Source organism: Arthrobacter sp. YAF16, from assembly GCF_052113385.1.
Lineage (GTDB): Bacteria > Actinomycetota > Actinomycetes > Actinomycetales > Micrococcaceae > Arthrobacter.
Window position 1 is genome coordinate 769,383 of the sequence record NZ_JBFRDC010000001.1, and the last position, 13,078, is coordinate 782,460.

14 protein-coding genes are annotated in these 13,078 nt (G+C 68.5%); 8 read left to right on the forward strand and 6 right to left on the reverse strand.

Going from position 1 to position 13,078, the window contains the following annotated elements; all coding sequences use genetic code 11:
- Nucleotides 1-13: 13 nt before the first annotated feature.
- Nucleotides 14-769, reverse strand: a complete 756-nt coding sequence (locus AB4Y91_RS03680) for an amino acid ABC transporter ATP-binding protein (RefSeq protein ID WP_441417176.1) — start codon at nucleotides 767-769, stop codon at nucleotides 14-16.
- Between the two features lie 161 nt (nucleotides 770-930).
- On the opposite strand from AB4Y91_RS03680, the gene AB4Y91_RS03685 reads away from it, so the two are divergent.
- The 4 genes from AB4Y91_RS03685 (at nucleotide 931) to AB4Y91_RS03700 (ending at nucleotide 3,979) form a co-directional block, all read left to right on the forward strand.
- The gene (locus tag AB4Y91_RS03685) at nucleotides 931-1,821 is read left to right on the forward strand and encodes a TIGR00730 family Rossman fold protein (protein WP_441417177.1); all 891 of its coding nucleotides are present in this window, start codon (nucleotides 931-933) and stop codon (nucleotides 1,819-1,821) included.
- A 35-nt stretch (nucleotides 1,822-1,856) separates the two neighbouring features.
- Nucleotides 1,857-2,264: a DivIVA domain-containing protein gene (locus AB4Y91_RS03690; protein WP_441417178.1), complete on the forward strand. Its 408-nt coding sequence runs from the start codon at nucleotides 1,857-1,859 to the stop codon at nucleotides 2,262-2,264.
- A gap of 5 nt (nucleotides 2,265-2,269) precedes the next feature.
- The gene (locus AB4Y91_RS03695) at nucleotides 2,270-3,586 is read left to right on the forward strand and encodes a hypothetical protein (protein WP_441417840.1); all 1,317 of its coding nucleotides are present in this window, start codon (nucleotides 2,270-2,272) and stop codon (nucleotides 3,584-3,586) included.
- Between the two features lie 225 nt (nucleotides 3,587-3,811).
- Nucleotides 3,812-3,979: a DUF3117 domain-containing protein gene (locus AB4Y91_RS03700; RefSeq protein ID WP_079550332.1), complete on the forward strand. Its 168-nt coding sequence runs from the start codon at nucleotides 3,812-3,814 to the stop codon at nucleotides 3,977-3,979.
- A 65-nt stretch (nucleotides 3,980-4,044) separates the two neighbouring features.
- Here the strand turns inward: AB4Y91_RS03700 and AB4Y91_RS03705 are convergent, their stop codons facing one another.
- Entirely contained in the window at nucleotides 4,045-4,677 is a 633-nt protein-coding gene (locus AB4Y91_RS03705; RefSeq protein ID WP_441417179.1) for an O-methyltransferase, read from the reverse strand.
- A gap of 235 nt (nucleotides 4,678-4,912) precedes the next feature.
- Here AB4Y91_RS03705 and sigE point away from each other — a divergent pair, with 235 nt between their 5' ends.
- From sigE to AB4Y91_RS03720, 3 genes are all read left to right on the forward strand, one after another.
- On the forward strand, nucleotides 4,913-5,548 hold the full coding sequence (gene sigE / locus AB4Y91_RS03710) for an RNA polymerase sigma factor SigE (protein WP_175321762.1): 636 nt from the start codon (nucleotides 4,913-4,915) through the stop codon (nucleotides 5,546-5,548).
- 8 nt (nucleotides 5,549-5,556) lie between these two features.
- On the forward strand, nucleotides 5,557-6,720 hold the full coding sequence (locus AB4Y91_RS03715) for an anti-sigma factor family protein (RefSeq protein WP_441417180.1): 1,164 nt from the start codon (nucleotides 5,557-5,559) through the stop codon (nucleotides 6,718-6,720).
- Between the two features lie 101 nt (nucleotides 6,721-6,821).
- Nucleotides 6,822-7,199, forward strand: coding sequence for a twin-arginine translocase TatA/TatE family subunit (locus tag AB4Y91_RS03720; protein WP_441417181.1), 378 nt, complete (start codon nucleotides 6,822-6,824; stop codon nucleotides 7,197-7,199).
- A gap of 33 nt (nucleotides 7,200-7,232) precedes the next feature.
- Here AB4Y91_RS03720 and AB4Y91_RS03725 read toward each other — a convergent pair whose 3' ends face one another.
- The 3 genes from AB4Y91_RS03725 to AB4Y91_RS03735 are packed head-to-tail and all read right to left on the reverse strand — an operon-like array spanning nucleotide 7,233 to nucleotide 10,410.
- Nucleotides 7,233-8,384 (reverse strand): Mrp/NBP35 family ATP-binding protein, encoded by a 1,152-nt coding sequence (locus AB4Y91_RS03725; protein ID WP_441417182.1) that lies wholly within the window; start codon nucleotides 8,382-8,384, stop codon nucleotides 7,233-7,235.
- A gap of 12 nt (nucleotides 8,385-8,396) precedes the next feature.
- Entirely contained in the window at nucleotides 8,397-9,146 is a 750-nt protein-coding gene (locus AB4Y91_RS03730) for a DUF1003 domain-containing protein (RefSeq protein ID WP_441417183.1), read from the reverse strand.
- Nucleotides 9,127-10,410 carry a magnesium transporter MgtE N-terminal domain-containing protein gene (locus AB4Y91_RS03735; RefSeq protein ID WP_441417184.1) on the reverse strand — a complete coding sequence of 428 codons (1,284 nt, stop codon included), beginning with the start codon at nucleotides 10,408-10,410 and terminating at the stop codon, nucleotides 9,127-9,129. Before AB4Y91_RS03735 ends, AB4Y91_RS03730 begins: the two co-directional genes overlap by 20 nt.
- Nucleotides 10,411-10,487: 77 nt before the next feature.
- Here AB4Y91_RS03735 and AB4Y91_RS03740 point away from each other — a divergent pair, with 77 nt between their 5' ends.
- The gene (locus tag AB4Y91_RS03740) at nucleotides 10,488-11,375 is read left to right on the forward strand and encodes a general stress protein (RefSeq protein ID WP_441417185.1); all 888 of its coding nucleotides are present in this window, start codon (nucleotides 10,488-10,490) and stop codon (nucleotides 11,373-11,375) included.
- 88 nt (nucleotides 11,376-11,463) lie between these two features.
- Here AB4Y91_RS03740 and AB4Y91_RS03745 read toward each other — a convergent pair whose 3' ends face one another.
- Nucleotides 11,464-13,047: an aminopeptidase P family protein gene (locus tag AB4Y91_RS03745; protein WP_441417186.1), complete on the reverse strand. Its 1,584-nt coding sequence runs from the start codon at nucleotides 13,045-13,047 to the stop codon at nucleotides 11,464-11,466.
- Nucleotides 13,048-13,078: the final 31 nt, after the last annotated feature.

A 13,078-nucleotide genomic window follows, 5' to 3' on the forward strand; every position in this document is an offset into this window, starting at 1 on the left:
GAGCCTTGCCGGCTCAGTGGGTCAGGAGCTTGGACAGGAAGTCTTTGGCCCGATCGCTCTTGGGATTGGTGAAGAACTCCTCGGGCGTCGCGTCCTCGACGATCTGGCCGTCGGCCATGAAGACCACGCGGTCGGCTGCCTTGCGGGCGAAGCCCATCTCGTGGGTCACCACGATCATCGTCATGCCTTCCTTGGCCAGCTGGATCATGACGTCGAGGACTTCGTTGATCATTTCCGGGTCCAGCGCGGAGGTGGGCTCGTCGAAGAGCATCACCTTCGGCTTCATGGCCAGGGCGCGGGCGATGGCCACGCGCTGCTGCTGGCCGCCGGAGAGCTGGGCCGGCAGCTTCGGTGCCTGGTGTCCGACGCCGACGCGCTCCAGCAGAGCCATGGCGTCCTTGTCGGCCTCGGCCTTGGACACCCCCTTGACCTTGATCGGGCCGAGCGTGACGTTTTCCAGGATCGTTTTGTGCGCGAACAGGTTGAAGGACTGGAAGACCATCCCGACGTCGGCGCGCAGCTTTGCGAGTTCCTTGCCCTCGGCGGGAAGTTCCTTGCCGTCGATCGTGATGACGCCGTCGTCGATGGTCTCGAGGCGGTTGATGGCGCGGCAGAGCGTTGACTTGCCGGAGCCCGAGGGGCCGATGACAACAACGACCTCTCCCTTGCGGACGTTCAGATTGATGTCCTTGAGGACGTGCAACTGGCCGTAATGCTTGTTGACGGCATTTAGGGAGACGAGGGCATCGCCGGGCACTTGAGTAGTCATAAGAAGAATCTAGCGAACATTAGCGGATTATGACCCCAATCACTCGGAGTTGGTCAACATCGTGACCCAAGAGATATCCGCAGGTCAGGGTCGTACCACACCCTCCCGGCGCCCCGCCGCGCCGCGGCGCCGGGCCTTCCGATCCGCGCTAGCCTATGGGCATGAGTACCGAGCAGCAGCCCACGCCAGAGCAGAACCCCGCACCGAACGCCGGGGCCGGGCGGCGGGACGCCCCGCAGGCGAACGGCATCCGGCACAAGGGCCCGTTGGAGCTGCGCCGCAAGGCTGCCAGGGTCACGATGTCGGACCAGACGCTGCTGGACACCAAGGGCCCCGGACAGTTTGTGCACACCGACCCGTGGCGTGTGCTGCGGATCCAGAGCGAATTCGTGGAAGGTTTCGGCGCCCTCGCGGACCTTGGCCCGGCGGTCAGCGTGTTCGGCTCCGCCCGGACGCTGCCGGGCAGCCTCAACTATGAGCTGGCCGTCGACGTGGGCCGCAAACTGGCCGAAGCCGGCCTGGCCGTGATCACCGGGGGCGGTCCCGGGTCCATGGAAGCGGCCAACAAGGGCGCGGTCCAGGGCAACGGGGTGTCGGTAGGCCTGGGGATCGAACTGCCCTTCGAGCAGGGCATGAACCAGTGGGTGGACCTGGGCATCAACTTCCGCTATTTCTTTGCGCGCAAGACCATGTTCGTGAAGTACGCCCAGGGTTTCATTGTCCTTCCCGGCGGCCTCGGCACCCTGGATGAGCTATTCGAGGCCATGGTCCTGGTCCAGACCCGGAAGGTGACTTCCTTCCCGATCGTGCTGATCGGGACCGCCTTCTGGAGCCCGATGCTGGACTGGATCCAGACCACCCTGGTCGCCGAGGGCATGATGGCGGAGGAAGACCTCGACCTGGTGCAGGTAGTTGACGACCCGGCGCTCGCCGTCGAACTCATCGTCGAAGGCGCCGCCCGCCACCGCAACCCGAACGGAACCAGCCCCAGTAATGGGACCAACGGCACTGGAAACGGCAGCTACGGCGCGGCTAACGGCCCGCGGGCCTGAGCAGCCCGCACGGCCGGGTCTGGCACGATGGAGCTGTGAGTTTCTTCCTGGTTTTCGTGGCGATCGTGCTGGCCGCCGTCGCCATCCTCGTCGGCACCGACCTGGTGCCGCGGATCTTCCGCCGCGGCGCCGGCGAACAGCCCTTCAACGACGGCTTCGACGAGCCGGTGGCCTCGCTGCCGGCCGTGCTGCTGCCCGCCGACGCGGACCCGGCCGACGTCGACCGGATCAGGTTCGGCGTCGGGCTGCGCGGCTACAGGATGGACCAGGTGGACCAGGTCCTCGACGAGCTGCGGGACCAGATCGCCCGGAAGGACCGCGAAATCGCCCGGCTCCGCACGGAGCGTGAGGCAACGACGCCGGAACTACCCCCGCTGGAACACCCGCTGCCGGAAGGGGCACCGGAACGGCACCCGGACCCTGCGCCGGACCCGGCCCCGTGACCCCGGTGGCTCAGGAGGGCCTGAACTCCGCCGTGTGGAGCCGGATTGCGGCCGCCGGCACGCGCGCCGCCCGCTGGCCGTGGTGGCTTCAGGTCGGCGGCATCTACCTTGCCGCGCGGCTGGTCAGCGCCTGCATCTTCATGGCGGCCGCCCTGCACCAGGGCGTGAACCCGTGGTTTCCGGCGAAGCCCGACTACTGGAACTTCATCAACATCTGGGATGCCCGCTGGTACGGCGAGGCCCTGCGGAACGGCTATCCCGCCCAACTGCCGACCGACGACGCCGGCGCGGTGCAGGAAAACACATGGGCCTTCTACCCGCTCTTCCCGCTGCTGGGCCGGACCCTCGCCGGGCTGGCTGGAATCGCGCCCGCCGCCGCGCTTACCGTCATCGCCATGCTCTCCGGACTGGCGGCGGCCCTCGTGGTCTACCGGCTATTCCGGCACAAGGCCACCCACCGCACGGCGCTCTGGGGCACGGTGTTCTTCTCCACCTTCCCCGTCTCCCCGGTGCTGCAGGTTCCCTACGCGGAGTCCCTGAATCTCCTGCTGCTGGCCGCGGCGCTGCTGCTCGTCCTGCGCCGGCGCTACCTCTGGGCCATGCCGGTGGTGCTGCTGATGTGCCTGTCGCGGCCAACCGGCGTGCCGTTCGCCGCGATGGTCGGGCTGCTGTTCCTGTACCGCGTGTACCCGAGCCTCGTCGCGACGGTCCGCGGGCGGCCCCGGACCGGTGCGGTGCACAGCCCCGACCTGGGGATGCCCGCCGCCGGGACCTCCGCCGCCGGGCCGCCCGCCGCCGGGACCCATAGCCCCGGGGAGCTGTGGTCGCTGGCCGGCCTTGCCGCCGTCAGCGGTCTGGGGGCGCTGTTGTGGCCCGCGTTTGCGTGGGCCGTCACGGGCGACGTCCAGGCCTACACCAAGACCGAAACGGTGTGGCGCGGGCATGACCTGGTGCCCTTCAAACCCTGGTTCGACACCGGCGTCCAGCTCTTCGGACCCGTCCTGGGGCTGCTGGCGCCGTTCGTCTTCGTGGCCGCCTTTGTCCTGCTCATGATGTCCCGTCCCGTGGCGGCGCTGGGCACGGAGCTGCGGCTGTGGTGCGTTTGTTACGTGGGTTATCTGCTGGTGTTCCTGCACCCGCAGACCAGCACCTTCCGGATGCTGCTGCCGCTCTTCCCGCTGGCCCTCGGCGCGGCACTCGTTTCCCGCTCCCGCGCCTACCGCGCGACGGTTGTTGTCATGTTTATTCTGCTGCAAATCGTCTGGATCGTGTGGCTTTGGGCGTGGGCCCAATTGCCCGGCGGCGGCGACTATCCGCCGTGACGCCGAACACGTTTTCCTGCCGTAAGCGCGACATTCCCAAGGAGCATAAAAAGTCCATCGATTAGCTACAAGCGCGTAATTACGGGATAATGGGCCGTAAGCAAAGGAAAACTGAGTGTTGAGCCACGGCGGCTGCCATCACGGCCGCCAGGCGTCTTGTTTGACCAAGCGGACACAGCCCGGCCGGGCTGGTAAGTCACGGGACTACTGGAGGGGATATTCCTCATGGCGGCTATGAAACCACGCACCGGCGACGGCCCTATGGAAGTGACCAAAGAGGGCCGCAGCCTGATCATGCGGGTTCCGCTCGAAGGCGGAGGACGGCTTGTGGTCGAACTCAACGCTGCCGAAGCGACAAATCTTAAGGAATGCCTGGTCGGCGTTACCGAATAGCCTTATCGTCACAGGAAAAGGGGCCCGCAGCCGGTTGGCAGCGGGCCCCTTTCCGGCAGCCCGGGCTATTTCTTGACCGCCACCAGCAAACCGTCGCCGGTGGGCAGCATGGCTGAGGCGAGGCGGTCGTCGTCGCGGATGGATTTTCCGACCTGGCGCAGGACGACGGTGGTTGCCTCGCGGGCCGCGGGGTTGGAGACGCGGTCCTTGTCCAGGGCGTCGTTGACGATCAGCAGGCCGCCGGACTTGAGCAGCCGGACGGCCTGCTCCACGTAGCTGGGGTAGTTGGGCTTGTCCGCGTCGATGAACACCAGGTCATAGGCGCCGTCGGTCAGACGCGGCAGCACGTCGCCGGCACGGCCGGAAATGGTGCGCGTGCGGTTGGCGGGGCTCCCGGCCTCCTGGAAGGACTCCCGCGCGGCGCGGAGGTGTTCGACGTCGACGTCGATCGTCGTCAGCACCGCCTGCGGCCCCAGGCCCCGCAGGATGCAGACGCCGGAAACGCCGGCCCCGGTGCCGATTTCCACCGCGGTCTGAGCCTTGGAGGCGGCTGCGAGTACGGTCAGGACGGCGCCGACGCCGGGCCCGATCGGGGTGACGCCCAGTTCGAAAGACCGTTCGCGCGCGTGCAACAAGACCTCATCCTCGGCAGGCAGATCTTCTGCGTAGGACCAGCTCGTGGACTTATCGGCGCTCATGGGTATCGCTTTCCGGGCAGGAGGGGAGTGTTTCATACAGCGTACTGTGTCCTGCGCGGTCTTCTGCGTTCCGCCGTGGGCGGAAGAACCGGCCACGTCAGGAAATTCCCAGCTTATTTTGAAATGATGGATATCCGCTCATCCGCGTGGTGATCGGCGCCGAATCTAGGGGTGTAGGGGCTTGCAGCAGCAAGTGCCATCCAGGCGTAAGCACCATCCGCGAGGGGAGTGGACAATGTCGGTTGTGGCAGCTGTCCCGGTAACTGACGAGTCCCAGCCCACGGCCGAGGCCGAATGGGTCAGGCCGACGTGGGAAGAGGTGGTGACCAACCACTCCGCCAAGGTCTACCGCCTGGCGTATCGGCTCACGGGCAACAAGTACGACGCCGAGGACCTCACCCAGGAAGTCTTCGTCCGGGTCTTCCGCTCGCTGGACAACTTTAAGCCCGGTACGCTCGACGGCTGGCTGCACCGCATCACCACCAACCTCTTCCTCGACCAGGCCCGGCGTAAGAGCCGGATCCGCTTCGATGCGCTGGCCGAGGACGCCGAGTCGCGCATTCCCGGCCGCGAGCCCGGTCCGGAGCAGAGCTTTGAATTCAACAACCTCGATCTGGACGTGCAGGCCGCCCTCGAGGAGCTCCCGCCGGATTTCCGCGCCGCCGTGGTGCTTTGCGACCTTGAGGGCCTGTCCTATGACGAGGTTGCCGTGGCCCTGGACGTCAAACTCGGCACCGTCCGGTCCCGGATCCACCGCGGCCGGACGATGCTCCGCGAGAAGCTCGCCCACCGCGACCCCAGGCCGCAGCCGGCCGCAAAGCAGTCACTGAAGCCCCGGCTCAAGATGCCCCGCATCGCCGGCCTCCTCTGAACCAGGCAATGGGTCAGCTGAAACACTTCCTCGCGGGCCTCACGTGCACGTATTTCGGCCGGAAACCGGGCCGGGTCCGGACGGGCGCACAGCCGCTCACCGGCAGGGCCCAGGAGCGGCGCCGGAAACACCTTGAGCGGTGCACCGCGTGCCGTGCCCGGCTGCAGCGCGAACGCCAATACCTCGAACGGCTGCGCGGTGCCGCTGTGCCCGCCGCAAGCGAAGACCTGACCGCCCGCCTGCTGGCCCGCACCGGCGTCCTGGCCGCCGGGCAGCAGGATGCGGAGGCGGCTCCCGCGCCCGGTCCGACCTCGGTTGCGCCGCGGCGGACGCCGCCACAGCAGGGGCGGCCGCTGCGGCTCGCTGTCCAGATCGCCGGCGGCGTGGCTGCCACCGCCGTCCTGATGGGCGGCGCCGCCTACCTCATGGGCAGCGATACGGCGCTGCCCGCCGACGAGGCGTTCACCTCGGCCTTTCCCGGGTCGGGTCCGTCCGGCCCGGCGCTGTCTTCCGAGAGCATCTCGGCGGCCGCGTGGAAGCTCAGCGGCGAGCCGGACGGCACGCCGGCCGGCTCGCTGAGCGCCGAACAGCTCTCCGCACTGCGTGCCCGTGGCTGGACCTGCCCGGAACTGCGGGAGCTGGGCTACCACCTCGTCTGGGCCCGCGGCGGGGTCGCCGACGGCTCAAAACTCCTGGAGCTTCGCCTCACCGACGGCCGGCACTTTGCGACGGTCCTGGAACAACACGCGGACGTCTCCGCCGACCAGCACGGCACGGCCGGCACTGTGCGGCCGACCCCCGGGGCGGCTGGCCCAGCACAGCCTGGCCCAGCACAGCCCGCCGCCGGGCCGCCGGTGAACGTGCTGACCGGGCATCCGGCCACCGAGGACGGCTTCGTTGCCGCCCGGCTGGACGCCGCCGCGGCGGTTGGCCCCGCCGCCCCGGCCGGCTCGCTCTGGATCAACAAAGAGGCGCCCTTCCGCGCCATCTACCGGACGTCCACGGCCACCTTCACGTATATCTCCGAGCTCCCGGCGGAGCAGGCGGACGACGGCGTGGGCGCCCTGGTGCATCCCCATCCCGTTAAGGCCCCGACGTCGCACGGCGCCGAGGGAGTCCCGGCCCGCCTTGAGCGGGGCCTGGAACGGATTGTGGAGCTGCTGGCACGATGACGCACACCATGGCGCCGCGCCGTAACGGGGTCCGTCAGCCAGGCCCGGGCAGCGTTTTCTGGAATCGTCGCGCACAGGACTGAGAGGGTAATCTTCCTAGGGTGCTTGGAATCAACGGACCGGAGTTCATACTTCTGCTGATCATCGGCCTTTTGGTGATCGGACCCAGCAGGCTGCCCGAATACACGCAGAAGCTGGCCAACATCGTCAAGGAAGTCCGGCGGATGGCCTCCGGCGCCCGCGAGCAGATCAAGGAAGAAGTCGGCATCGACATCGACGATGTGGACTGGAAGAAGTACGACCCCCGGCAGTACGACCCCCGCCGGATCATCAAGGAAGCCCTCCTGGAGGACGACACCAAGCCCGTGAGCGCCGGTGCGCCCGCCGCCGTCGCCACCGCCGAAGAGCGCCGGCCGGCCCGGGTCGTTGAGCGGCTGCCGGAGGGCGAGGCTGCGCCGTTCGACTCCGAGGCAACCTAAACAGGACGTCCGGCGGGCCCGGTGCGGCCCGTGTCAGCGGGGCTGGAGGCCCAGCGACATCCCTTTCAGCCCGCGCGGGCTGGCAGCCAGCCTGCCGGCTATGCCCGCCAGGGCCAGCGCTGCCGGAGTTTCGGGCCGGCCAAGCACAAGCGGAACGCCGGTGTCTCCGCCTTCGCGGAGCAGGATGTCGAGCGGAATCTGGCCCAGCAGCGGCACGTCGGTGCCAACGGTGGCGGACAGACGCTCGGCGAGCACGGCGCCTCCGCCGCTGCCGAAGAGTTCCATCCTGCCGCCGTCGGGCATTTCCAGATAGGACATGTTCTCCACGACGCCGGCCACTGACTGGCCGGTCTGGACCGCGATCGCCCCGGCCCGCTCGGCCACGTCGGCCGCCGCGGCCTGGGGAGTGGTCACGACCAGGATCTGCGCCTTGGGCAGCAGCTGGGCCACCGAGATGGCGATGTCGCCCGTGCCCGGCGGCAAGTCCAGGAACAGGGCGTCCAGGTCGCCGAAGTAGACGTCGGTGAGGAACTGCTCGAGGGCGCGGTGCAGCATCGGCCCGCGCCAGGCCACCGGCTGGTTGCCCGTGACGAACATGCCGATGGAGATGACCTTGACGCCGTAGGCCACCGGCGGCAGGATCATGTCGTCCACCCGGGTGGGTGCCTGGCTGATGCCCATCAGCGCCGGGACCGAGAAGCCGTACACATCCGCGTCCACGATCCCCACCCGCAGCCCCTGGGCCGCGAGGGCGCAGGCCAGGTTCACGGTCACCGAGGATTTCCCCACCCCGCCCTTGCCGCTCGCCACGGCGTAGACCTTGGTCAGGGAGCCCGGCGCGTTGAACGGGATGCCGCGCGCACCGCCCGGGCCGCGCAGCCGCTCCTTGAGCGCATCGCGCTGTTCCTGGGACATGACCTTGAGTTCGACGTCGACGGCGGTGACGCCCGGCACGGCGGCCAGGGCCGCCTCGCAGTCCGCGGTGATGGTGCCGCGCAGCGGGCAGCCCGCAATGGTGAGCAGCACGGCTATCCGTACGTGGCCGGAGCCGGAAATGTCCACGGAATCGACCATGCCGAGTTCGGTGATGGGGCGGCGCAGTTCCGGGTCGATCACGGTGGCCAGTGCGGCGTGCACGGCCTGGTCCAGGGGGAATGCCGGGGTTGATCCCTGCGGGGTGCTCATTGCGGGCTTGGCTCAGCTTTCGGGGAAGGTGCGGTGCGCCGGCGCGCCGGTGGCGTCCGGACCGGAACCGGACTGCTTGTCCGGCGTTGCCTCGCTCCTGACGCGGGGGATCTGCTGGGTACGCGGGCTGCGCTGTTTGTCGCGGCGTTCCTTGAGCTTTTCCTTGACTTTGTCCCGCGGGGTCTCGTGTACGCCGGCCGAGGGGTCGTGGGTGCGCAGTTCCTCCTGCGCTTCGAGCATGTCCTCAAGGAGGCTGCGCAGCTCGGCCCGGACGTAGTCGCGGGTGGCGACCTCGCGCAGGGCGATGCGCAGCGAGGCGAGTTCCCGGGTCAGGTATTCGGTGTCGGAGAGGTTGCGTTCGGCACGCTGGCGGTCCTGCTCCAGCGAGACGCGGTCACGGTCGTCCTGGCGGTTCTGGGCCAGCAGCAGCAGCGGTGCGGCGTAGGAGGCCTGCAGGGAGAGCATCAGGGTCAGCAGCGTGTACCCGAGCGCCTGGGAGTCGAACTGCCACTCCTTCGGCGCAAAAGTGTTCCAGACCAGCCAGAAGACGCAGAACACGGTCATGTAGACCAGGAACGTCGGCGTGCCCATGAACCGGGCGAAGCCCTCGGTGGCGTGGCCGAAGGCATCCGGGTTGGGGGAGAACTTGGGCAGGATCCGGGCGCGGCCGCTCAGCGGGGTATCAAGGCCGCCGGTGGTCCGGGCTCCCGGGCGGACGTTGGGGTTCCGTGGTGTGCTGATATCAGCCAATGCGGCCTCCAAGTTTCCTTATCGGGGCGTCGTCATCGTGGGCGCGCCAGTCGTCGGGCAACAGATGATCAAGCACGTCATCAACAGTCACCGCCCCGACGAGTCGGCCGTCTTCGTTGACCACGGGGAGTGAGTTCAGGTTGTAGGTAGCCAGGGTGCGCGCCACCTCGCTGATGTGGGCCTGGTCAGAGACCGGTTCGAGGTTCTTGTCCACCAGGTTGCCCAGCGGTTCCGGCGGCGGGTAGCGCAGCAGCTGCTGGATGTGCACGACGCCGAGGAAACGCCCCGTCGGCGTCTCCAGCGGCGGGCGCGCGATGAAGATCGACGAGGCCAGCGCGGGGGAGAGCTCCTCGCGCCGGACGTGGGCGAGGGCCTCGGCGACGGTCGCTTCCGGGGGCAGGATGACCGGAACGGGCGTCATCAGGCCGCCGGCGGTGTCCTCGTCGTATTCGAGCAGGCGGCGCACGTCCTCGGCGCCTTCGGGTTCCATCAGCTGCAGCAGTTCCTCGGCCTGCGCGCTGGGGAGCTCGGCGAGGAGGTCTGCGGCGTCGTCGGGGTCCATCTCCTCCAGCACGTCGGCGGCGCGTTCGACGTCGAGGGCGGAGAGGATTTCCACCTGGTCGCCCTCGGGCATTTCCTGCAGGACGTCGGCGAGGCGTTCGTCCTGGAGCTCGCTGGCGACCTCGAAGCGGCGCTTGTCGCTCATCTCCTGGAGCGCCTCGGCAAAGTCGGCGGGCTTGAGGTCCTCGTGGGTGGCGACGAACTGGGTGGCGGCCTGGGGCTCGGTGCGGGCGCCCTGCTGGGCGTCTGCCCAGTCGATGATCATGGTTTCGTTGCGGCGCAGCCTGCTCAGCGGCGAGAGGGAGTGGCCGCGGCGGACGAAGAGCTTGCTGACAAACCAGTCGCCGGAGCGGTGCCGGTCCATCGCGATGTCCTCGATGGTGGCGTCCCCGCTGCCGTCGGCCAGGGTCACGCGGCGGTCGAACATCTCGGCGACCACGAGGGTTTCCGCGCCGCGCTGTTCGAACCGGCGCAGGTTCACCAGCCCTGTGCAGATGACCTGGGTCTGGTCGATCGAGGTGATCCGGGTCATCGGCACGAAGACGCGCTTCTTGCCGGGGACCTCGACGACGATGCCCACCACGTGCGGGGCGCCCCGGTTGCCGCGGGAGAGCACGACGACGTCGCGCAACCGGCCCAGACGGTCGCCCAGGGGGTCGAAGACGTCCAGTCCGAGGAGGCGCGCGACAAATACCCGCGAAAGAGTTGTGCTCACACCTACAGGCTACCGAGTCCGCTCTCTTTTAGCTGAATTTGCAGCCGCTGCCCAGCTGGATGGGTGAGAATGGGCGTATGTCTAACATTTTTGGTGGTCCAAAGGCCGGCGCTCCCGGCGGGGCGGACGAGTCCCGCGCTGTTCCCAAGGGGGACACCGTCGGTTCCTACAACTCCTACCTGGACGCCCAGAAGGCGGTGGACTATCTGGCGGACCAGCAGTTCCCCGTGCAGCTGGTCTCGATCGTCGGCAATGACCTGAAGATGGTGGAGCGCGTCACCGGCCGGCTCACCTACCCCCGCGTGGCGCTCTCCGGCGCGCTGAGCGGCATGTGGTTCGGCCTCTTCGTGGGGGTCATGCTCTCCTTCTTCTCGGAGTCGGGCGGCTACTTCTCGATCGTCACCTCGGTGTTGATGGGTGCGGCCTTCTTTATGCTGTTCGGCATCGTCACGTACGCCATGCAGCGCGGCAAGCGTGACTTCACCTCCACCAGCCAGGTGGTCGCAACGAACTACGACGTCGTGGTGGCCTTCGAGGCCGCCCATGAGGCGCGCCGCCTGCTGCACCAGCTGCCGATGACGCAGCATGACGCCTCCGCCGCGGGCTACCAGCAGCACGACCACCAGCACCAGCCGTTCCAGCCCGGCCCGCAGCAGCCCGGTCCGCGGCAGTCCGGTCCGCAACAGCCGGGCCCGCAGCAGCAGCAGCCCGGCCACCAGGGGCAGGGGCCGATGCCCCAGCGTCCCGCGGGCTGGAGCGACCCGTATGGCCAGCGGACCGCCGACGCCGGCCAGCCGGCGGCCGCCGGTGAGCCCGCCGCGGAGGAGGAGCCGGTGCGCCCCTCCGGGGTCAGCTACCCGGACCTGCCCGACGGCCGGCCGCAGTACGGCGTCCGGGTCACCAACGAACCCCGGCAGGGAGAACCCAGCGCGGACGGACCCCGCCGGGACGGCGAGCAGCGCTAAGGCCGCCAGGCAGTCAAAGCACGGCACTGGACAAGAAAGGGAGGGCCGCCGGATCACCGGCGGCCCTCCCTTTCTTGTTGCCCGGCTGCTAGGGCAGCTGCGCCTCAACGTCCTGGTAGATGCCTGCCATCCAGGACTCGACGTCGTCGGCCTTCCGCGGCAGCGCCGCGCTCAGGTTGACCGGGCCGTCCGCCGTCATCAGGATGTCGTCCTCGATCCGGACGCCGATTCCTCGGTATTCCGCCGGAATGCCGAGGTCCTCCTCCTTGAAGTACAGTCCCGGTTCGATCGTGAAGACCATGCCGGGGGCCAGGATCCCGTCCAGGTACAGTTCACGCTTGGCCTGGGCGCAGTCGTGCACGTCCAGGCCCAGGTGGTGGCTGGTGCCGTGCGGCATCCAGCGGCGGTGCTGCTGGCCCTCGGGGCTGATGGCTTCCTCGACGGACACCGGCAGGAGGCCCCATTCGGCGAGGCGTTCGGCCAGAACGGTGGTGGCCGCGGTGTGGATGTCGCGGAACTTGGTGCCGGGCTGCGCGGCGGCAAAGCCGGCGTCGGCGGCGTCGAGCACGGCTTCGTAGACCTTGCGCTGGATCTCGGAGAAGGTGCCGTTGGCCGGCAGGGTGCGGGTGATGTCCGCGGTGTACAGGGAGTCGGCCTCGACGCCGGCGTCCAGCAGCAGCAGCTCGCCGGCGTTGACCTTGCCCGTGTTGCGGGTCCAGTGCAGCACGGTGGCGTTGTTGCCCGAAGCGGCAATGGTGTCGTAGCCGAGCTCGTTGCCTTCCTCGCGGGCCCGGGCGAAGAAGGCGCCCTCGACCACGCGTTCGCCGCGGCGGTGGGTGAGCGCCCGCGGCAGGGCCTTGACCACTTCGGTGAAGCCTTCAACCGTGGCGGCCACGGCGGTCTTCATCTGTTCGACTTCCCATTCGTCCTTGATCAGGCGCAGCTCGGAGAGGGCCTCGCTGAGCTTCTCGTCGAGCGCGTCCAGCACGCCCAGGTCCAGGTTCTCCGGATCCTTGGCGGTGTTGTAGCGGGCGGTGTCCACGAGCGCATCAATGTTCTCGTCCACCTTGCGCACCAGCCGGATGGAGATGCCGCCGATTTCCGGGGCACCGACGTTCTTGGTGATGGCGAGCTCGAGTTCGGCCAGGTCGGCGGTCTCCAGGCCCAGCTGGGCCTTGAACTCGGCGAGGGTCGGCCGGGCGCCGATCCAGAACTCGCCTGAGCGGGAGTCGGCGTAGAACTGCTCGGTGTCGCGGCCGGCCAGCGGGCGGAAGTACAGCGTCGCGCGGTGGTGTCCGCCGTCGTCGCCCTTGCCTTCGTCGGCCGGCTCCAGGATCAGCACGGCGTCGGGCTCGTGATCCAGGCCCAGGCCGGTGAGGTGGGCGAAGCCCGAGTGGGGGCGGAAGCGGTAGTCGCAGTCGTTGGAGCGGACCTTCAGCGGACCGGCGGGGATGACCAGGCGTTCACCTTTGAACAACTCTGAGATGGCCCGGCGGCGGGCGGCGGCGTGGCCGGCCACGGCGTCGAGTTCCGGCAGCTGTTCCCGGGACGGGGCCCAGTTGCTGGCCATGAACGCCTTGAAGGCATCGGAGCTGGGCCGCTGCGAGCGGTTGTTGACGCGCTCTTCGAGGGGCTGGGAAGCGGAGACTTGGGTGTTATCTGCATCGTTCACCGTCCCATCGTCTCACCAGCTGCGCGGCTTA

Bases quoted from the DNA above. Each gene is read 5' to 3' on its own strand.
- AB4Y91_RS03685 (WP_441417177.1), top strand. From the start codon at position 931: ATGAGTACCGAGCAGCAGCCCACGCCAGAGCAGAACCCCGCACCGAAC.
- sigE (WP_175321762.1), top strand. From the start codon at position 4,913: ATGTCGGTTGTGGCAGCTGTCCCGGTAACTGACGAGTCCCAGCCCACG.
- AB4Y91_RS03680 (WP_441417176.1), bottom strand. From the start codon at position 769: ATGACTACTCAAGTGCCCGGCGATGCCCTCGTCTCCCTAAATGCCGTC.
- AB4Y91_RS03705 (WP_441417179.1), bottom strand. From the start codon at position 4,677: ATGAGCGCCGATAAGTCCACGAGCTGGTCCTACGCAGAAGATCTGCCT.
- AB4Y91_RS03725 (WP_441417182.1), bottom strand. From the start codon at position 8,384: ATGAGCACCCCGCAGGGATCAACCCCGGCATTCCCCCTGGACCAGGCC.
- AB4Y91_RS03715 (WP_441417180.1), top strand. From the start codon at position 5,557: ATGGGTCAGCTGAAACACTTCCTCGCGGGCCTCACGTGCACGTATTTC.
- AB4Y91_RS03740 (WP_441417185.1), top strand. From the start codon at position 10,488: ATGTCTAACATTTTTGGTGGTCCAAAGGCCGGCGCTCCCGGCGGGGCG.
- AB4Y91_RS03700 (WP_079550332.1), top strand. From the start codon at position 3,812: ATGGCGGCTATGAAACCACGCACCGGCGACGGCCCTATGGAAGTGACC.